The following is a 19,028-nucleotide window of genomic DNA, read 5'->3' as shown; positions in this document are numbered from 1 at the left end:
GCGTGTACGTCTGCAGCTGCTTCGGAGTGACTGAAGCGCAGGTCCAGCAGCACGTGGACGGCGGCGCCTGCACGCCCCGCCAGATCGCCTCCGCCTGCAAGGCCGGGACGGACTGCGGCTCCTGCGTCCGCCGGATCCAGGCGATCCTCGGCCGGGGCGCCTGTCCGCGCCGGGACCTCGCCGTCGCCGACCGCGGCGAGCCCGCCTTCGCCGAGCCGGCCCTCGCCGAGCTCCCCGAGCTCGAGGAAGCGGCCTAGCCCCTCGGCTAGCTCTCCGGCTGCTCGATCAGCTGCGCGATGTAGAGGGCCTCGCCGAGCTTCTCCACCAGCTCCAGCTGGGTGTCGAGATAGTCGATGTGGTGCTCCTCGTCCTCGAGGATCGACTCGAAGATGTTCGCCGAGGTGATGTCGCCCTTCTCGCGCATCACCTTGATGCCGCGCTTGAGGCGGTCGATCGCCTCGACCTCGATCTGCCGGTCGGCCTCGAACATCTCCTTGACGGTCTGGCCCACCCGCACATGGAACAGCCGCTGGTAGTTCGGCAGCCCGTCGAGGAACAGGATCCGGTCGGTCAGTACCTCCGCGTGCTTCATCTCGTCGAAGGACTCGTGCCGCGTGTACTTCGCGAGCTTCGTCCAGCCGAAGTTCTCCTGCATCTTGGCGTGGAGGAAGTACTGGTTGATCGCGGTGAGCTCACCGGTGAGCTGCTCGTTGAGGAACTCGATGACCTCGGGGTCGCCCTGCATCGCAGAGGCTCCTTCCACGTGGGGGATCGGGGAGGTTGCCGCCGCATGATTTCACCGGCACCGAAGATCGTCCAGTAAGTGCGTACTTAGTAAGTTAGTGCATGCTTAGTAGCAGTTGCCCGATTCGGGATATGGGCGGTCATGGCTGGTCATGTGCACCGTCCGGGGTCTGTCAGGATGGAGTCATGGGTCATCCGGTGGAGCGCGAATCTGGAGGAGAAGCGGTGTCCGAGCTTCCGCCGGGACAGCGACTGCAGCGCGGCTGGCCCGTCACGCACTACGGCCCGGTGCCCAGGTTCCGGCCCGAGCGCTGGGAGTTCAGGGTCTTCGGCGCCACCGCCGACGGCGAGAAGCGCTGCTGGAACCACGAGGAGTTCACGGCCCTTCCGTACGCCTCCGTCCTGGCCGATCTGCACTGCGTGACGAAGTTCAGCATGCTCGGCGCCGAGTGGGGCGGGATCCCGGCCCGGACCATCCTGGAGCTCGCGCCGCCCGCGCCGAGCGTCACCCATGTGATGGTGTGGGCCGAGTACGGGTTCAGCTCCAACCTGCGTCTCGCCGACTTCGCCGCCGAGCGCACGATCTTCGCCACCCACAAGGACGGCGAACTGCTCACCGCCGAACACGGCTTCCCGCTCCGCCTGGTCGTCCCGCACCTCTACGCCTGGAAGGGCCCCAAGTGGGTCCGCGGCGTCGAGTACATGACCGCGGACCGTCGCGGCTTCTGGGAGGAGCGCGGCTACCACAACATCGGCGACCCCTGGAAGGAACAGCGCTACTCCTACCAGGAGGGTCCGGGGGACGGGCCCGAGCTCTGACCTGCGGGGCTGACCTGCGCGGCTGACCTGCGGGGCTTCCGCGGCGGGTGGGAGAACGAGGACCGACCGCCTCAGCCGTCGCGCAGCTTCTTCAGCCGCTCCACGTCCGCCGCGTGTCCCTCCTTGCCGCCGGGGGTCTCGATGATCAGGGGGACGCCCGCGGTCGCCGGGTGGGTCATCAGCGCCCGGAACGGGTCCTCGCCGATGTGACCGGCGCCGATGTTCTCGTGCCGGTCCTTGTGGGCGCCGACCACGTCCTTGGAGTCGTTGGCGTGGATCAGCTTCAGCCGGCCCTCGCCGACGGTGTCCACCAGCAGGTCCAGGGTCTGGTGCATGCCGGCCGGGCCGGTCAGGTCGTGCCCGGCCGCGAAGATGTGGCAGGTGTCGAGGCAGACGCCCAGCTTGGGATGGGCGTCCAGCGCCTCGAAGTACGGCCCGAAGTCCCAGGTCCGGGAGCAGAGCGAGGCGCCCTGGCCGGCGGTCGACTCCAGCAGCAGGAACGGGTCGTCGTCGTGGGTCAGCTCGTCCAGCAGCGGCAGCAGGTGCTCGCGGACCTGCTTCAGCGCCACGGACCGGTCCCGGCCGCCGGTCGCGCTCCCCGTGTGCACGACCACGCCCAGCGCGCCGATCTCCCGCCCGCGGCGCAGCGAGTGCCGCAGCGACTCCACCGACTTCTCCACCGTCGCCTCGGTGTGCGAGCCGAAGTTGATCAGGTACGGCGCGTGCACGTACGCCGGGACCGACTCCGCCGCGCAGCGCTCCCGGAAGGCCTCGTCCTGCCGCGGGTTCCCGACGGGCGTGGCCCAGCCGCGCGGGTTGGCGACGAACACCTGGACCGTCTCGGCCTTGAGGTCATGGGCGTAGGACATGCCCACGTCGTGCAGGCCGCCGGCCACGGGGACGTGACCGCCGACGGGGTTGCGGGAGGCGAAAGGGGAGGCGGCGGAGGGGGAGGGGCAGGGGGCTTCAGGACTCACCCGTTCAGGGTGTCATGCCCGGCCGCCCCGCCGGTCACCGGATGGTGATCGTGATCGTCGACCCCTTGGGCGCCGTGTCGCCCGCGTCCACGGACTGCTTCTTCACGGTGTCGCCGAACAGCCCCAGCAGCCCACGGTCCTCCTTGACCTTGAACCCGGACTGCTCGAGGAGCGACTTCGCGTCGCCGACGCTCGCCCCCACGACGTCCGGGACCTCGACCATCTCCGGCCCCTTGGACAGCGTCAGCGTCACCGTGTCGCCGTCGGCGGCCTCGCTGTCGGCCTTCGGGGTCTGCGCCGCGACCTTGCCCTTGTCGAACTCGGAGTTGACCTCGTCGGCGGAGACCTTCACCTTCAGGCCCGCCCCCTCCAGCTCCGCCCTGGCGTCGTCGAGGTCCTCGCCGGTGACGTCCGGGACGTCGACCGGGCTGCCCTTGCTGACGACGATGGACACGGCGGTGCCCGCGCGGCGCTTCGCCCCCGCCTGCGGGTCGGTGCTGATCACGAAGCCCTTGATGACGTCCTTGCTGAACTCCCGGGTGACCAGACCCGGCTCCAGGCCGTCCGTCTTCAACAACTGCTCGGCCTTGTCCAGCCGGGAGCCCTGCACGTCCGGCACCTTCACCATCTCGGGGCCGTCGGAGACGGTGAGCGTCACGGAGTCGTGCTTGCGGATGCGGGCGCCCGGGTCGGGGTCGGTGTCCATGACCGTGCCGCGCTTGACGGTGTCGCTGTACTCGTGCCGGACCTTGCCGACCTCGATCCCGGCCGCCTCCAGCCGCGTCCTGGCCTCGGCCTCCTTCTGCGTCAGCACCGCCGGGACCCTGGTGAACTGCCCGGAGTTGATGTACCAGACGCCCGCGCCCACGCCGAACACCAGCAGGGCCACGGTGACGAGCGCGAGCACTCCCCGCCGGGGCCGCGGCACGGAACGGCGCCGGGGCGGCAGGGGCGGCGGACTGTGGAACCGGGAGGTCTGGTTCAGGGAGACCTCGTCGGCGGCGGGGTCGTCCTCGTTGACGGGCAGCGGCCGTGGCACCGTCAGCGAGCGCGGGATGACGCTCGTCCGGTCCTCGGCGATGTCGTGCCCGGCGGAGACGGCCTGCGGCGGCAGCGCGTCCAGCTGGTCCTCGGTGAGCGGGCCGCGGGCCTGTCGCACCTGCGCGAGCAGCGCGACGGCGTCGTGCGGCCGGACGGCGGGCGTGCGGGCGGTGGCCGAGGCGACCAGTTCGTCCAGCTCGAACGGCAGCCCGGGGACGAGGGCCGACGGCGGCGGCACGTCCTCATGGAGGTGCTTGTAGAGCACGATCGCCGGGGAGTCCCCGTCGTGCGGCTTCTCACCGGTGAGCATCTCGTAGAGCACGACCCCGCACGCGTACACGTCGACGCGGGGATCCGCGGCGCCGGGCTGCTCGATCTGCTCGGGAGCGAGATAGGCGACGGTCCCGAGGACGGCCCCGGTGGTGCTGGTCACGGTGTCCACGGACCGCACCAGCCCGAAGTCGGCGACCTTGACCCGCCCGTCATCCCCTATGAGCACGTTCTCGGGCTTCATGTCCCGGTGCACGAACCCGGCCCGGTGCGCGGCGCCGAGCGCGGCGAGCACGGGCTCCAGGATGTCCAGCGCGGCCCGCGGCTGCAGCGCCCCGCGCTCCCGCAGCACGTCACGCAGCGTGCAGCCGGCGATGTACTCCATGGCGAGATAGACGTACGACGCATCCGCACCCTGGTCGAACACCTGAACGACATTCGGGTGCGCGAGTCGCGCGACGGACTTCGCCTCCCGGATGAACCGCTCGACGAACACCCCGTCGGCGGCGAGCGCCGGGTGCATCACCTTGAGCGCGAGCACGCGGTCCAGGCGGGTGTCCACGGCCCGGTAGACCGTGGCCATCCCGCCGACCGCGATCCGCGCCTCGACGCGATACCGGCCGTCGAGCACCTGCCCGACCAGAGGGTCCTGAAGGGTCGTGTCCACGCAGGCGAGTGTACGAGCCAGGACTGACACCGCCGCAGCCTCCATCACGATCGCCTCCTGACTGCAGCCGACCTGTGACGCGAGCGAGAAGGCGCAGCGGGCCGAATCCCCCTGGGGCGGGCCGGAGTGGCCGGATTTCGTGGGCGAGTGGGCCGGCGGTCAGAAGGCGGGGCGCTCGGGGTCCAGCGCCGCCCGGCCCGCCGTGGGGGACGACGCCTCGGCGAAGTAGCGGCGGGGGATCCGCCCCGCCAGGTGGGCCAGCCGTCCCGCCTCGACACCGGCCCGCATCGCCGACGCCATCAGCTCGGGATCCCTCGCCCGCGTCACCGCCGACGCCAGCATCACCCCCGCGCACCCCAACTCCATCGCCAACGCCACATCCGACGCCGTACCGGCCCCCGCGTCCAGAATCACCGGCACGCGCGCGTGCTCGACGATCAGCTGGAAGTTGTGCGGGTTGCGGATGCCGAGCCCGGAGCCGATCGGCGAGCCCAGCGGCATCACCGCCGCACACCCCGCATCCTCCAGCTTCCGCGCCAGCACCGGATCGTCGTTCGTGTACGGCAGCACCGTGAACCCGTCGTCCACCAGCGTCTCCGCCGCCTCCAGCAACTCGACCGGATCCGGCAGCAACGTCCGCTCGTCGGCGATGACCTCCAGTTTGATCAGATCGGTCCCCAGCGCCTCCCGCGCCAGTCGCGCCGTCAGCACCGCCTCACCGGCCGTGTAACACCCCGCCGTGTTCGGCAGCACCCGGATGCCCAGCCGTTCGAGCACCGACAGCACCGAACCGTGCACAGAGGGGTCGACGCGCCGCATCGCGACCGTCGTCAGCTCGGTCCCGGAGGCGACCAGCGCCCGCTCCAGCCCCTCCAGGCTGGGCGCGCCCCCCGTGCCCATGATCAGCCGGGACGAGAAGGACGTGCCCCCGAGGACGAAGGAATCGTCGGCCATGGCGCTCAGCCTCCCTGCACGGCGGTCAGGACTTCCACCCGGTCGCCGTCGCTGAGCGCCGTCGCGGACCACCGCGCGCGCGGGACGACCGTTTCGTTGAGCGCGGCTGCCACCCCGGAGGGCGCCGCCGTCAGAGACCGTACGACGCTGTCGAGAGCGGTACCGGGAGCGAGCTCCCGCCGCTCGCCGTTCACCGAGATGTTCATGCGGGCTGCTCCGAGAGTGCGGCGGCGCCGAAACGCCGGGGGGTGAAGGGTCGGGCCTCGTCCGGGAGCTCCCCGGTGGCCAGGACGTGCGCCATCGCATCGCCGGTCACCGGCGTCAGCAGCACGCCGTTGCGGTAGTGCCCGGTGGCCAGCAGCAGCCCCTCAAGACCGGTCGGCCCGAGGAGCGGCGCGTTGTCCGGGGACCCGGGGCGCAGCCCCGCGCGCGTCTCCGTCAGCGGCAGTTCGGTGATCCCCGGCACCAGTTCATGGGCGTCGCGCAGCAGCTCGTACACGCCCCCCGCCGTCACCGTCGTGTCCCAGCCCAGTTCCTCGCTGGTCGCGCCCACGACCAGCTCGCCGTTCTCCCGCGGCACCAGATAGACCTGGCTGCCGCGCACCACGGCCCGCACGGTCCGGCTCAGGAACGGCGCGTACCGCTGCGGCACGGTCAGCCGCAGCACCTGCCCCTTCACCGGCCGCACGGGCGGCAGCACGTCCTGCGGGACCCCGGCCAGCCGCCCGCTCAGACTGCCGCCGGCGAGGACCACCTGCCCCGCCCCCAGCGCCGTACCCTCCCGCGTCACGATCCCCGCGGCCCGCTCGCCTGCCACGGACAGCCGCTCGGCCCACGCGCGGTGGAACACCACGCCCGCCCGCTCGCACGCGGCCACCAGCGCCGCGGCCAGCCGCCGCGGATCGACCTGGTGGTCGCCGTCCACCCGCAGCCCGCCGCGCACCCCCGGCGCGAGCATCGGCTCCAGACGCCGGCACTCGCGCCCCGACAGCCACTCCGACTCCAGCCCCGACTGGCGTTGCAGGGCGTGCAGTTCGCGCAGATGGGCGCGGTCGTCGGCGTCCAGCGCGACCGCGAGGGTGCCGCAGCGCCGGTAGCCGAGGTCGTGGCCGGTCAGCTCCGTCAACTCCGCCACGAAGTCGGGATAGCGGCGGGCCGACGCGAGATTCAGGCCGAGCAGGGTCTGCTCGCCGTGGTGCAGTTCCGTGACGGCGGCCAGCATCCCGGCCGCCACCTGGGCGGCCCCGCCGCCCGGCTCCGGGTCGACCACCGCCGTGGCGAGGCCGCGCTGCGCGGCCCGCCAGGCCGTGACCAGCCCGATGATCCCGCCCCCGATGACGAGGACGTCTGACGTACGTGGAGACGACATGGGCGTCCAGCCCCTCCCTTCGCCGGCATGACCCGGATCAGGTTCGTACGGTCGGAGGCCGCCAGCCTCCCTCTCAGCCCGGTGCGTCCGGGCTCCCGCGAGTGCTCTAGGTTGGCCACCCTAGCCCGATGCCGTATGTCTCAGTAAGGGAGCCTCCGCCCGTGCCCCGTTCGCTCGACGGTCTCGTCCTCGCCCCCGTCGCCGACCAGGCCCCGGGCCAGGTCGGCACCCGCACCCGCTTCGCCTACCGCGAGCAGGACGGCGTGATCTGGGCGGACTACGCGGGCGGCGACGTCGTACGCGGCCATCTGGTGGGTACCCGGCAGGGAGACCGGCTCGACTTCCGGTACGTCCAGCTCAAGCAGGACGCGACGACGTCCTCGGGGCACTGCGTGTCGACGGTCGTGGAGCTGCCGGACGGGCGGGTGCGCCTGGAGGAGACCTGGGAGTGGGAGTCGCAGCCGGGCAGCGGCGCCAGCGTTGTGGAGCAGGTCACGGAACACGACGGCTGACTGACGAATAGTCAGTTGTCTAAGGTGATCAGGTGAGTGAGCAGAGGCAGGAAGAAGGCAGCCCGGCCGGGCGGCGCGTGGTGGTCGTCGGCGCGGGCATGGCCGGCGTGCAGACCGCGGTCGCCCTGCGCGAACAGGGCTTCGACGGCACCGTGACGCTGATCGGCGCCGAACCCCACCAGCCCTACGACCGGCCCCCGCTGTCCAAGGCCGTCCTGCTCGGCAAGTCCGAGGGCTCCGCCTTCGACGTCGACTTCGACGGCCTCGGCATCGAGCTGGTCCTCGGCCGCGAGGTCCTCGGCCTGCGCCCCGCCGACCACGAGCTGGACACCGAGGCCGGGCCCGTCCCGTACGACGTCCTCGTCCTCGCCACCGGGGCCGAACCGATCCGGCTGCCCGGCGCCGAGGGCGTGCCCGGCGTGCACCTGCTGCGCACCCTGGACGACGCCGAACGGCTGCGGCCCGTGCTCGCCCGGCAGCATGACGTCGTGGTCGTCGGCGCCGGCTGGATCGGCGCGGAGTTCGCCACGGCCGCGCGCGAGGCCGGCTGCACGGTCACCGTCGTGGAGGCCGCCGACCGGCCGCTGGCCGGAGCGCTGCCCGCAGAGGTGGCCGCCCCGATGGCCGCCTGGTACGCCGACAGCGGCACGGAGCTGCGCACCCACGCGCGCGTGGAGCGCGTCGAGCCCGGAGCGGTCGTCCTCGACGACGGCTCGCGGCTGCCCGCCGACGCCGTCGTGGTCGGCATCGGCGCCCGCCCCGCCACCGCCTGGCTGGCCGGCTCCGGCGTCGAGCTCGGCGCGCACCGCGAGGTCGTGGCCGACGCCTGCCTGCGCACCTCCGTGCCGGACGTGTACGCGGTCGGCGACTGCGCCTCCTTCCCTTCGGGACGGTACGGCGAGCGGCTCCTCGTCCACCACTGGGACAACGCCCTCCAGGGGCCGCGCACGGTCGCCGCGAACATCCTCGGCGAGGCCACCGGCGAGCCCCTGGCCGTCTACGACCCGGTGCCGTACTTCTGGTCCGAGCAGTTCGGCCGCTTCGTCCAGTACGCGGGCCACCACACCGGCGCCGACCGCACGCTGTGGCGCGGCGACCCGTCGGGACCGGCCTGGACGGTGTGCTGGCTGCGCGAGGACCGCCTGGTCGCCCTGCTGGCCGTCGGGCGCCCCCGCGACCTCGCCCAGGGCAGACGGCTGATCGAGGCCGCCACACCCATGAACCCACGGCTTCTGGCGGACCCGGCACGTCCGCTGAAGGCGGCGACGGCCTCCGCGTGAGCACCTGGTCGGACCGGCCCGGCTTCCGACTGTCAGTGGCAGATGGCAGGCTTGTTCCCGTGACCGAGATTGACGCAAAGATCGATGCTCTCGTCCCCGCCTGGCTCACCGTGCCCGACATCGCGGAAATGCTCGATGTCGAGGTGACGCGCGTCCGGCAGCTGGTCAAGGAGGGCCAGCTCATCGCCGTACGGCGTGGCGAGAACCGCGCGCTGCACGTTCCCGCCGCCTTCATCGACGGGGACAAGGTGGTGAAGGGCCTGTCCGGGACCCTGACCCTGCTGAGGGACGACGGCTTCACGGACGAGGAGATGCTCGAGTGGCTCTTCACCCCCGACCCGAGCCTGCCCGGCACGCCGGCCCAGGCCCTGAGTGAGAATCGCGGCACGGAGGTGAAGCGCCGCGCCCAGGCGCTCGCCGTCTGAGCCGAGGATTCGCACCATCACCCGGCGTACGGGGGCTCGCCCGCCCTCGTACGCCACCACCCTGGGGGGACTTCGTATGCCCGACACCGCCCGCGGCCGCCTGGCCGACGCCCGTCTGTACCTCTGCACGGACGCCCGCACCCGCCAGGGCGACCTTCCCGAGTTCCTGGACGCGGTCCTCGCGGGCGGCGTCGACATCGTCCAGCTGCGCGACAAGGGCATGGAGGCGGCCGCGGAGCTGGAGCACCTGAAGGTGTTCGCGGACGCCTGCGCCCGGCACGGCAAGCTGCTCGCGGTCAACGACCGCGCCGACGTCGCGCACGCCGCCGACGCCGCCGTCCTCCACCTCGGACAGGCCGACCTGCCGGTCCCCGCGGCCCGCGCGATCCTCGGCGAGGACGTCCTCATAGGCCGCTCCACGCACTCCGAGGCGGAAGCCGAGGCCGCCGCCGTCCAGGAGGGCGTGGACTACTTCTGCACCGGCCCGTGCTGGCCCACCCCCACCAAGCCCGGCCGGTTCGCCCCCGGCCTCGACCTGGTCCGGCACACGGCCTCGCTGGGCGCCGACCGCCCCTGGTTCGCCATCGGCGGCATCGACCTCGGCAACCTCGACGAGGTGCTGGCGGCGGGCGCCCGCCGGGTCGTCGTCGTCCGGGCGATCACGGAGGCCGACGACCCCGGCGCCGCGGCGGCGGAGTTCGCGAAGCGACTGAGCTGCGCGTAGAGCTCGTGCGGTTGTCCAAGGGATGGACAACAAGGCGACAATTCGGGCAAATTTACCCCATCCGGTTGGGGGACCGTCCACCCCTGGCTAACCTGCGGGTATGGCCCTAGGAACCGCATCCACCAGGACGGACCGCGCGCGCACCGTGCGCGACATCCTCGCGACCGGCAAGACGACGTGCTCGTTCGAGTTCACCGCGCCGAAGACGCCCAAGGGTGAGCGGAGCCTGTGGAACGCGCTGCGCAGGGTCGAGGCCGTCGCCCCCGACTTCGTGTCGGTGACGTACGGCGCCGGCGGCACCACGCGGACGACCACGGTCAAGGAGACCCAGCAGATCGTCGTGGACACCACGCTCACGCCGGTCGCGCACCTCACCGCCGTGGACCACTCCATCGCCGAACTGCGCAACATCATCGGCCAGTACGCCGACGCCGGGATCCGCAACATGCTCGCCGTGCGCGGCGACCCGCCCGGCGACCCGATGGGCGCCTGGGTCCCGCACCCGGGCGGTCTGACGTACGCCGCCGAACTCGTCCGGCTCATCAAGGAGTCGGGCGACTTCTGCGTGGGCGTCGCCGCCTTCCCCGAGATGCACCCGCGCTCCGGCGACTGGGACACGGACGTCGCGCACTTCGTCGACAAGTGCCGGGCCGGCGCCGACTACGCCATCACGCAGATGTTCTTCGAGCCCGAGTCGTACCTGCGGCTGCGCGACCGGGTCGCGGGGGCCGGTTGTGTGACTCCGGTCATTCCCGAGGTTCTTCCGGTGACGAGCGTGAAGATGCTGGAACGCCTGCCCAAGCTCAGTAACGCCCACTTCCCGGACGCCCTGAAAGAGCGGATCCTCACAGCCAAAGACGATCCGGCCGCTGTACGCTCCATTGGCATCGACTTCGCCACGGAGTTCTGCGCCCGGCTGCTGGCCGAGGGAGTGCCCGGACTGCACTTCATCACGCTCAACAACTCCACGGCGACGCTGGAAATCTACGAAAACCTGGGTCTGCACCACCCGCCGCAGGCCTAGACCGGTCGCACCGATATACGACACACTGCGTAGCGGCCACTGGGAGAGGGGCGTACATGGGCTGGACGGTCCTCTACATCGCGTTCGGCATCGTCGCGTTGTGGCTGCTCGGTGAGGTGCTGCTGCAGTACAAGGCGCGGTTGCGCTGGCGACTGCTGGCCTTCGTGGGCTTCCTCGGCGTCGTCCTCGGCGTCCTGATCCCGTCGGTCGTCGTCATCGCGCTGGGCGCTGTCGCCTTCGCGGTCGGCCAGACCTACGTCACGCTCTCGTTCCGGCGCGGGTTCGCCGAGGGCTGGGCCTTCCGGCGCACGGACACGGACGCAGGGGCGGACGCCGGTGGCGCGAGCGGCCTCGTCGGCAAGCTGCCCAAGCGCCGTCGCGGCAAGGCCGAGCAGCAGGACCCGGCGTTCGACGTCACCGGCATGGAGGCGGCCGGGGCCGGCCCCGACGGCCCGTACGGCCCCGACAGCGACGCGTTCGGCCGGAACGACAACGCCTTCGGCGACCGGAACACGTTCGGCGACGACGACTACGACCAAGACGACGTCTTCACGCCCGCGGCCCGGGGCGGCGACCCGACGGCCGCCGAGACCACCTCCGTCTACGAGCCGCAGCCGATGCCCGACGAGACCGGCTCGTACGGCGTATACAGCGATGCCGCGTACGCCGCCGCGAACGGCCAGGCCCAGCCCCAGGACCAGTACGCGGCGGCCGGCCAGGGCGCGGACCAGAACTACGGCTACGACACGTACGCCGGATACCACCAGCAGCAGTACGGCTACGACGCCACCGGCGAGCAGCAGTACGCCGCCTACTCCGACCCGTACATCGGCACCCAGACCTACGGCGGCGGCTCCTACGACGCCGGCTACCAGCAGCAGTACGGGCAACAGGGCTACGGCCAGGAGCAGTACGGCAACGGCGGCTACGGGGAGACCCCGGCCGGCGGCGTCTGGGTCCCGCAGCAGCGCAACACCGACGACCCGCTCGGCGGTGAACTCCCGTCCGAGCAGCACCCGTACCCGTACCCGGGCGACGGACACCAGCAGGGGCAGGGGCAGGGCCAGGGCCAGGGGAACGGCTTCGACGAGCAGCAGTATCGGTTCTGACGGCCGCCGTCCGCCTCGGGACGCCCCCGCCCGACGGCTATCGGGGCCTCACTGCGAGCCCCGGAACTCCGGTCCCTCCACGATCAGGCCGGACACCAGCGCGCCCGACATACCCGCGTGCGGCAGTCCGCCGCCCGGGTGCGACCAGCCGCCGACGGTGAACAGGCCGTGCAGGCCCGTGGAGTTGGCGGGGTGCAGCAGCCGCCCCCCGGCCGCGGCCAGCGCCGGCGCCGGGACCGCCCCGCCCGCCGCGCCGGTCTCCCGCGCGATGTCGGCGGGGGTGCGCACTTCCTGCCACAGGACGCGGTCCCGCAGACCGGGGACGGCCCGCTCGGCGACGGCGAGCAGCGCGTCCACGTGCGCGTCGCGTATCTCCGCCCCGGCGGGAACGACGGCACTGAGCGTGACCGCCTCATGGTGGCCGTCGGGCACCAGCGCGGGGTCGTCGGGCCGCAGCACGGTCACCGTCGGCCGCGATGGCACCGACGGCGCCGCACCGAACAGGCTCTCCAACTCCCCCTCGCGGTCCGCCGTGTGCACCACCGTCCGGTGCGCGGCCCCCTCCGGCCGGGCGCCGCGCAGCGCGAGCAGCACGGTCAGCCGGCTGGGCAGGCCCTGCTGAGGCACCACTTCGCCGTCCGCGCGCGCGGGCAGGCCCTCGACACCGCCGGGGGCGACAACGAAGTCCGCCTCCGCCACCGCACCTCCCCCAGAGCCGAACGCCTGGGAGGCGCCCTCGGCCAACTCCACACCCCCCACGCGGCCGTCCTTCTCCAGAACCCGCGTGACCTCGGCGCCGAACACGAACGCGACCCGGCGCGCCAGACACCGCTCGTACACCGCGCGGGCGAGCTCCCGCATCCCCCCGCGCACGTACCACGTGCCGAAGGCGTGCTCCATGTACGGCAGGACGGCCGCGCTCGCCGGGGTGACCCGCGGGTCCAGGCCGTACGCGAGCGCGTGGCCCTCCAACAATGCGGTGAGCCGGGGGTCGCGCAGCTCCCAGGCGCCGACCTCGGCGAGGGTGCCCGCCTGCCGGGTGCGCAGCAGCCGCTTGTGCGGGACCGCCGGGTAGGGCTCGCGGTCGGCCAGCACCGACCAGTTCGACCACAGGGGTTCCTCCAGGAGCGGGCGGCGGGTGCGGTCCCACGCCTCGCGGGCCCGGACCAGGAAGTCGCCCCAGCGCTGCCCGGCCCGCGCCCCCAGTGCCTCGTCCAGCGCCGAGACGACCCCCGCGCGCGAGGCGTTCGGCAGGGACACCTCGGCGCCGTCCGCGAACACATGCCGTGCGGACGGGTCGACCTGGACCAGCTCGACGCAGGCCTCCAGCGGCTCCTTGCCGGTCTTGACGAACAGGTCGCGGTAGACGGCGGGGAGGGGGAGCAGACCCGGCCCGGTGTCGAAGCCGAAGCCGGCCCGCTCGAAGCGGCGCACCGCACCGCCGTACGTCTCAGTCCGCTCGTACACCGTCACCCGGTGGCCTGCCACGGCCAGCCGGGCGGCCGCCGACAGCGCGCCCATCCCGGCGCCGATCACCGCAATCCGTCCCATGCCCGCGACTTTATCGGCCGCCACTGACAGCGCCGTCGCGGGCCCGTGACCAGCGGCGTCTCACCAGGGCGGGGACTCCGTCCGCGCCGTCAGGCGGCGTTCCTCCCGCCGCTGCGCCCGGCGCCGAAGGAAGCGGCGGATCCGGGAGACGAGGAAGAACAGGACCGTCAGTCCGGCCAGCAGCAGGGCGCCCGCGATGATCGCGGCCGCGCCCGGGTGGAACATCGCGAACGTCACGATCCCGCCGACCCCGAGATCCTCGGCCAGGCTCACGATCACGTTGCTGAACGGCTCCGGGGAGGCGTTGACCGCCATCCGGGCGCCCGCCTTGACGGTGTGGCTGGCCAGCGCCGTCGAACCGCCGAGCAGCCCCGCCGCCACGTCCGAGAGCGAACCGCTCTGCCCCGCGAGGAGCGCTCCCACCCAGGCCCCGGCCAGCGGCCGGACCACCGTGTGCACCGAGTCCCACGCCGAGTCGACGTAGGGAATCTTGTCGGCGACCGCCTCGCACAGGAACAGGATGCCCGCGGCGACGAGCACCTCGGGGCGTTGCAACGTCTGCGGGATGTCGTCGCTCAGGCCGGTCGCACCGAAGACGCCGAGGAGCAGCACCACCGCGTAGGCGTTGACGCCGCTGGCCCAGCCGCTGGTGAACACGAGGGGGAGTACGGACACGGACGCGATCGTAACCAGTCGGCCGTGCGGCGTCCTGGGGATGAGTGCGCAGGCCTGAGTACGCGTACCTAGGGGGTGAGTTGAGTACGCGCGCGGATGGGGGCCGACCTGCGCGAACGGGAGAGTGGAGGCACGGAGAAGGGGCGCGGCTCCGGTACCGGCGACACGGGGCGCCGGAACGGAGCGGCCCTCGATCCGCTCCTTCCGCCGGCCAGTTCGGCGGGAGCGAGGCACGGGGGGCACCCCGGGGGAAGACCGAACGGGGGTTCAACGGGGGATCGGGGGAAACGGGGGAGCACGAGGAAGCGCCGGTTCGAGGCGGCCCACGGGGGACGTGGCCACCACGGACCGGCGCTTTCGTGTGCACGCGCGTGTGCCGTCCCTACCGGCCGCACGCGCGCGGGCCCCGTCAGCGGTGGCCGCTGACCCGCCCCTGCAGCAGCCGCGACAGCGCCGAGTGGACGTCGTCCAGGGACCGCTCCGGCTGGAAGGCCTGCCAGTCCAGGGCGGCCACCAGCACCATGCCGACCAGCGCGGCCGCCGTCAGCTGCACGTCGATCTCCTCGCTGAACTCGCCGTTCTCGATGCCCTCGCGCAGCACCCCCTCCACGACGGCCACCGCCTCCCGCCGGACCACCATGAGCGTGGACTGCCAGGCCCGGTTGGTGCGCCACAGCTCGGCCACGTAGAGCTGCGTGAACGACGGGTAGCGGTCGATGAAGACGAGGCCCGCGCGGACCATCGCGTCCAACGCGTCGACCTTGCTGCCGCCCTCCCGCGCCGTCCGCTCGGCGGCCTCCCGCAGCGAGGCGGTGAGGAGGCCCACGCCGTGCCTCAGCAGCTCCTCGAAGAGGACCGACTTGCTCGCGAAGTTGTAGTAGACGGTGCCCTTCGCCACGCCGGCCCGCTCGGCGATCTCGTCCACCGTGGTCGCGGAGAAACCCTGCTCGGCGATGAGGGTGACGGCCGCCTCGTAGAGCTTCTGCCGGGTGGTCTCGCGGCGGGTGCGGCCGCCCGGGGCGGTGCTGCTTTCCATGGTCCTGATTGTCACAGGAACGCGGCCTCCCGGACGCCTGATCCTCACAGGCTCAGCTCCGGGTGCAGCCGGTCCATCGTCCACACCTGGCGGCGGCGCGCCGACAGGGCCGTCAGCGCCAGGGCGCCCGCGGTGAAGGCGACGAGCACCACGCACGCGTGCCACACCGGTTCCAGGCCGCCGCCCGTGATGAGCCTCCTGAGGGCCTCGACGACGTAGCTCATCGGCAGGTAGGGGTGGATCGCGTTGAAGAAGCCGGGGCTGGTCTGCACGGGATACGTGCCGCCCGCCGACGTCAACTGCAGCATCAGCAGCGCGAGTACGAGAATCCGGCCCGCCGCTCCGAAGCGCGCGTTGAGCCACTGCACGAGGGCCGCGAAGCACGCCGTCACGAGGAACAGGAAGCCCACCGTGCCGGCCGCCCGCGCCGTCTCCAGGCCGATCGCCCAGTGCAGCACGGCCATCAACGCCGTCGTCTGCAGCACCCCGACCGCGACCACCGGCAGCCAGCCCGCCAGCGCGATCCGCCAGGCCGGGGCGCCCGCGGCGAGGGCGCGCCGGTTCATCGGCGCGATCAGCATGTACGCCACCATCGCGCCCACCCACAGCGACAGCGGGATGAAGTACGGGGCGAAGCCGGTGCCGTAGTTGGGCGCCTTGTGTAGGTCCTGGGAGGCGAGCTGCACGGGGTCGGCCATGACGGCGGTGCGCGCGTCGCGCTGCCGTCGGTCGTAGTCGGGGATCTGCTCGGCGCCGTCGTGCAGGCCGTCGGCGAGCTTCCCGGAGCCGTCGGAGAGCTTGAACATGCCGCCGTTGAGGTCCTCGGCGCCCGTCTCCAGCTTGCCGACGCCCGCGTCCAGGTCGACGGAGCCCGTCTTGGCCGTGCCGAGCCCGGTGTTCAGTTTCTCGGCGCCCTTGGCGACCTTCGCGGCGCCGGTGTTCAGCGCGTTGACCTTGGACACGGCGTCGGCGAGGTCCTCGGACAGGTGCGGGGCGCTGTCGGCGAGGGCCTGGGCCTGCGTCTGGAGGGTGGTGAGGTTCGTGCGGAGCGTCTTCAGGTCGCCGTCCTGGTCGGCGATGAGCGTGTTGAGGTCGTCGGCGACCTTCGCCACGTCGGCGGCGGCGTCCTTGGCCTTCGCCAGGTCGGCGCAGGCGGGGTCGGGCAGCAGCTGCGTCTCGCAGCGGGCCTTGTGGACGGTGGCGAGCGTGTCCGAGGCCGTGTGGGCGCCCTCGGCGGCGGTCGGCGCCGCCTTCACCAGGGTGTCCAGGTTGTCGCCGATCACCTTGGCGGAGTCGGCGACCAGCTGGGCGGTGTTCCCGATGGTCTTCTCGTTGTCCTTCAGGTAAGGCCCCACCGCATCGGCGACCCCGTTGACCTTGTCGGCGAGCGTCTGGGTGCCGTCCGCGACCTTCTGCGAGCCGTCCTGCAGGTTGTCGGCGCCCGTGTCGAGCTTCGTCAGCCCCTTCGTCAGCTTGCCGCTGCCGTCCTTGGCGTCGCTCAGCCCGTCGGCGAGGTCCTTGGAGCCCGCCTCGGCCTTCCCGATGCCGCCCTTGAGGTCGTCGGCCCCGTCGGCGGCCTTCGCGGTCGCGCCGTGAATGTCGGAGAACGACACGAAGATCTTGTCCAGGAAGGACCGCGAGGCCTTCGTGGACGCGGCCGTGCGCACCTCGTTGAAGACGGTCCGCGAGATCTGCCCGACGATGTAGTTGTTCGCGTCGTTCGTGCGCACCTGAAGGGCGCTCGTGGCGGGGGAGGCGCCCGCGCTGGAGGCGATGCGCCGGCTGAAGTCGGCCGGCATGGTCAGCGACAGGTAGTACCGGCCGTCCTCCACGCCCGCGCGTGCCTCGGCCGCACTCACCTCGTGCCAGTCGAAGACCTCGCTGTCGCGCAGGCCCTGGGCGAGGTCGTCCCCGGCGCTGATCCGCTTCCCGTCGGCGGTCGCCCCCTGGTCGTCGTTCACGAGCGCCACGGGAATCCGGTCGAGCCTGCCGTACGGGTCCCAGAAGGACCACAGGTACAGCGCGCCGTACAGCAGGGGCAGCAGCAAGAGCGCGACGAGCGCGGCCCGGGGGAGTCGGCCCCGGCCGAAGCGCCGGAGCTCAAGCGCGGCCAGTCTCGGCGAGCGCATCCGCCTTCTCCTCTCCCTGCTCGGGTTCCTTCTCGGGTTCCTGTTCGGCCGCCGTGTCGGCCTCCTGGCCGGCGGTGACGGCGTCCGCGCGCGTGGCGACCGGGACGGTGCCCTCGGGAGCCTCGCCGCACACCGCGAGGACCGTCGTGCCCGCCTCGGCGAGGGACCTGAGCAGCGACCAGGCGGGTTCCTGTTCGGCCGCCGTGTCGGCCTCCTGGTCGGCGGGGACGGCGTCCGTGCGCGTGGAGAGCGGGACGGCGCCCTCAGGGGCCTCGCCGCACACCGCGAGGACCGTTGTGCCCGCCTCGGCGAGGGACCTGAGCAGCGACCAGGCCTCCTCCCGCTCGGCGGCCGTCAGCTTCAGGTCGACGTCGTCGACGCCGAGCAGGCCGGGACGCCCGATGAGCGCCAGCGCCACGGACAGCCGCAGCGCTTCGAGGCGCTCCAGATCCCGGACGGCGGTCCGCGTTCCCTTGGGCAGGGCCTCGGGGTCGAGCCCGGCGGCGGCGAGCGCGGTCTCGATCCGCAGCCGCGCCCTCGTCACCCGCTCCGCGCGCGGGCGCAGCAATTCCCGTACGGAGCCGCCGAACCTCCGTTCCAGCAGCGCCCGCTCGCGCAGGTGCTCCCCGACGGTCAGGGCCGGTTCGAGGTCGGTGACCCCGGCGACGTGCGCGAGTCCGGCGACGCGCCGCGCGGCCGCCCGTTGCCTCGGCAGCCGTGCCCCGCCCACGGTCGCCGTCCCTTCGGTGGCCTTCATCCGTCCGGTGAGGGCGAGCAGCAGGCTCGTCCGGCCGGAGCCGGACGGCCCTTCGATCGCGATCAGCGAGCCCGGCTCCGCGTCGACGCCGATGCCGCGGAACACCCACCCGCGAGGGCCTCGGAGCCCGAAGCCGTCGGCTGTGACACCGACTCCGTCCACTGGTCCCCCTGAGAACCCGAATTTGAACTGACTGGTCAGTGCAAAAACTAACCCGAACCTTCGAGTGAAGCAAAAGCCCAGGTCAGAACGGATTGTCAGTGGCATACCGCACGATGGGCACATACGGCACCCCCGTATGAGGACGTGCCGTCAACAGACGACAGGAGGCTCGTCATGGCCCACCACCACGCAGCCGCCGCACACCGGCGCCGCGCCACCGGCCCTGCCCCCTCACTGACCGGCCCCGCGAGCGACGTGCACCCCGTGCTGCGCCGCACCACGGCCCCGCCCGCCGCCCTCGACCTCCTCGCCCAGGCCCGCGCCGGGCTGGACGAGGCGGCCCTCCTCGAAACCCCCAACGAGCGCTACGCCACGGCCCACCTCGCGGCCCTGCGCACCGCGGCAGCCGTGCTCGCCGCCCGGGGCCGCCCCGAACCCTCCCCCCGCCGCCGGGCCCGCATCCGCAGCGCCTGGGAAGTGCTCCCCGAGATAGCGCCCGAACTCACCGAGTGGAGCGCGCTGTTCGCCTCCGGGGCCCGGCGCCGTGCCCGGGCCGAGGCGGGCATCCAGGGCGCGGCGAGCCGCCGGGACGCCGACGACCTGATCCGTGACGTGGCGATGTTCCTCCGCCTCGTCGAACGCATGCTGGTGCTCCAGCCGATCCTGCCCCAGCCACGCCAGGAAGGGCGCCGGGAAGAGGGCGATCCGGGCGGCTCCGGCGCGGAGCGCGCCCTGCCGGACGCGGGCTGAGGCGCCCTGCCGGACGCGGGCCGGCGCGGCCCGCCGCCGTGCCGCGCCACCAG

General features: G+C 72.6%; 20 protein-coding genes and 1 riboswitch. Of the genes, 9 read left to right on the top strand and 11 right to left on the bottom strand.

The genetic code is table 11. From position 1 onward, the window contains the following. Nucleotides 1-2: 2 nt before the first annotated feature. Nucleotides 3-257 carry a bacterioferritin-associated ferredoxin gene (locus ACIBAF_RS00820; RefSeq protein WP_399460940.1) on the top strand — a complete coding sequence of 85 codons (255 nt, stop codon included), beginning with the start codon at nucleotides 3-5 and terminating at the stop codon, nucleotides 255-257. An 8-nt stretch (nucleotides 258-265) separates the two neighbouring features. Here ACIBAF_RS00820 and bfr read toward each other — a convergent pair whose 3' ends face one another. Beyond that, complete coding sequence (bfr, locus tag ACIBAF_RS00815; protein ID WP_399460939.1) at nucleotides 266-745, bottom strand: bacterioferritin; 480 nt, start codon at nucleotides 743-745, stop codon at nucleotides 266-268. A gap of 185 nt (nucleotides 746-930) precedes the next feature. Between bfr and ACIBAF_RS00810 the strand changes: the two genes are divergently transcribed. Further along, nucleotides 931-1,563 (top strand): sulfite oxidase-like oxidoreductase, encoded by a 633-nt coding sequence (locus ACIBAF_RS00810; protein WP_399460938.1) that lies wholly within the window; start codon nucleotides 931-933, stop codon nucleotides 1,561-1,563. Nucleotides 1,564-1,634: 71 nt separating this feature from the next. On the opposite strand, the gene ACIBAF_RS00805 is transcribed toward ACIBAF_RS00810, so the two are convergent. The 5 genes from ACIBAF_RS00805 to thiO form a co-directional block, all read right to left on the bottom strand. Next, complete coding sequence (locus ACIBAF_RS00805) at nucleotides 1,635-2,540, bottom strand: deoxyribonuclease IV (RefSeq protein ID WP_399460937.1); 906 nt, start codon at nucleotides 2,538-2,540, stop codon at nucleotides 1,635-1,637. A gap of 34 nt (nucleotides 2,541-2,574) precedes the next feature. Then, nucleotides 2,575-4,518, bottom strand: coding sequence for a Stk1 family PASTA domain-containing Ser/Thr kinase (gene pknB, locus ACIBAF_RS00800; protein ID WP_399460936.1), 1,944 nt, complete (start codon nucleotides 4,516-4,518; stop codon nucleotides 2,575-2,577). Nucleotides 4,519-4,677: 159 nt separating this feature from the next. After that, on the bottom strand, nucleotides 4,678-5,472 hold the full coding sequence (locus tag ACIBAF_RS00795; protein WP_399460935.1) for a thiazole synthase: 795 nt from the start codon (nucleotides 5,470-5,472) through the stop codon (nucleotides 4,678-4,680). 5 nt (nucleotides 5,473-5,477) lie between these two features. After that, the gene (gene thiS / locus ACIBAF_RS00790) at nucleotides 5,478-5,678 is read right to left on the bottom strand and encodes a sulfur carrier protein ThiS (RefSeq protein WP_399460934.1); all 201 of its coding nucleotides are present in this window, start codon (nucleotides 5,676-5,678) and stop codon (nucleotides 5,478-5,480) included. After that, a complete protein-coding gene (thiO, locus tag ACIBAF_RS00785; protein ID WP_399460933.1) occupies nucleotides 5,675-6,841 on the bottom strand; it encodes a glycine oxidase ThiO in 1,167 nt (388 codons plus the stop codon). Before thiO ends, thiS begins: the two co-directional genes overlap by 4 nt. After that, nucleotides 6,839-6,950, bottom strand: a riboswitch (TPP riboswitch). It overlaps the preceding gene by 3 nt. A 52-nt stretch (nucleotides 6,951-7,002) precedes the next feature. Here thiO and ACIBAF_RS00780 point away from each other — a divergent pair. The 6 genes from ACIBAF_RS00780 to ACIBAF_RS00755 all read left to right on the top strand — a co-directional run bounded on the left by ACIBAF_RS00780 (nucleotide 7,003) and on the right by ACIBAF_RS00755 (nucleotide 11,915). Further along, nucleotides 7,003-7,353, top strand: coding sequence for a hypothetical protein (locus tag ACIBAF_RS00780; RefSeq protein WP_399460932.1), 351 nt, complete (start codon nucleotides 7,003-7,005; stop codon nucleotides 7,351-7,353). A 32-nt stretch (nucleotides 7,354-7,385) separates the two neighbouring features. Next, nucleotides 7,386-8,633, top strand: a complete 1,248-nt coding sequence (locus ACIBAF_RS00775; RefSeq protein ID WP_399460931.1) for an NAD(P)/FAD-dependent oxidoreductase — start codon at nucleotides 7,386-7,388, stop codon at nucleotides 8,631-8,633. Between the two features lie 59 nt (nucleotides 8,634-8,692). Next, nucleotides 8,693-9,058 (top strand): Rv2175c family DNA-binding protein, encoded by a 366-nt coding sequence (locus ACIBAF_RS00770; protein ID WP_079662893.1) that lies wholly within the window; start codon nucleotides 8,693-8,695, stop codon nucleotides 9,056-9,058. Nucleotides 9,059-9,134: 76 nt separating this feature from the next. Then, nucleotides 9,135-9,782, top strand: coding sequence for a thiamine phosphate synthase (thiE, locus tag ACIBAF_RS00765; RefSeq protein ID WP_399460930.1), 648 nt, complete (start codon nucleotides 9,135-9,137; stop codon nucleotides 9,780-9,782). A 100-nt stretch (nucleotides 9,783-9,882) separates the two neighbouring features. Then, complete coding sequence (gene metF / locus ACIBAF_RS00760) at nucleotides 9,883-10,806, top strand: methylenetetrahydrofolate reductase [NAD(P)H] (protein WP_399460929.1); 924 nt, start codon at nucleotides 9,883-9,885, stop codon at nucleotides 10,804-10,806. Nucleotides 10,807-10,862: 56 nt separating this feature from the next. After that, nucleotides 10,863-11,915 (top strand): hypothetical protein, encoded by a 1,053-nt coding sequence (locus ACIBAF_RS00755; protein ID WP_399460928.1) that lies wholly within the window; start codon nucleotides 10,863-10,865, stop codon nucleotides 11,913-11,915. Between the two features lie 48 nt (nucleotides 11,916-11,963). Here ACIBAF_RS00755 and ACIBAF_RS00750 read toward each other — a convergent pair whose 3' ends face one another. From ACIBAF_RS00750 to ACIBAF_RS00730, 5 genes are all read right to left on the bottom strand, one after another. Next, nucleotides 11,964-13,466 carry a phytoene desaturase family protein gene (locus ACIBAF_RS00750; RefSeq protein ID WP_399460927.1) on the bottom strand — a complete coding sequence of 501 codons (1,503 nt, stop codon included), beginning with the start codon at nucleotides 13,464-13,466 and terminating at the stop codon, nucleotides 11,964-11,966. Nucleotides 13,467-13,526: 60 nt separating this feature from the next. Next, complete coding sequence (locus ACIBAF_RS00745) at nucleotides 13,527-14,141, bottom strand: DUF4126 domain-containing protein (protein WP_399460926.1); 615 nt, start codon at nucleotides 14,139-14,141, stop codon at nucleotides 13,527-13,529. A gap of 409 nt (nucleotides 14,142-14,550) precedes the next feature. Continuing rightward, complete coding sequence (locus ACIBAF_RS00740) at nucleotides 14,551-15,177, bottom strand: TetR/AcrR family transcriptional regulator (protein ID WP_399460925.1); 627 nt, start codon at nucleotides 15,175-15,177, stop codon at nucleotides 14,551-14,553. Nucleotides 15,178-15,221: 44 nt separating this feature from the next. Then, nucleotides 15,222-17,306, bottom strand: a complete 2,085-nt coding sequence (locus ACIBAF_RS00735) for a YhgE/Pip family protein (protein ID WP_399460924.1) — start codon at nucleotides 17,304-17,306, stop codon at nucleotides 15,222-15,224. After that, entirely contained in the window at nucleotides 17,278-18,225 is a 948-nt protein-coding gene (locus tag ACIBAF_RS00730) for an ATP-binding cassette domain-containing protein (RefSeq protein WP_399460923.1), read from the bottom strand. The genes ACIBAF_RS00735 and ACIBAF_RS00730 overlap by 29 nt, the downstream gene beginning before the upstream one ends. A gap of 174 nt (nucleotides 18,226-18,399) precedes the next feature. Between ACIBAF_RS00730 and ACIBAF_RS00725 the strand changes: the two genes are divergently transcribed. Continuing rightward, nucleotides 18,400-18,975, top strand: coding sequence for an SAV_6107 family HEPN domain-containing protein (locus ACIBAF_RS00725; protein ID WP_399460922.1), 576 nt, complete (start codon nucleotides 18,400-18,402; stop codon nucleotides 18,973-18,975). The last annotated feature ends 53 nt before the right edge of the window (nucleotides 18,976-19,028 follow it).

It is taken from the genome of Streptomyces sp. NPDC051677 (assembly GCF_044453465.1).
Classification (GTDB): Bacteria; Actinomycetota; Actinomycetes; order Streptomycetales; family Streptomycetaceae; genus Streptomyces.
The sequence above is the reverse complement of the archived record's forward strand: the minus strand, read 5'-3'. Positions and strand labels throughout refer to the sequence as shown.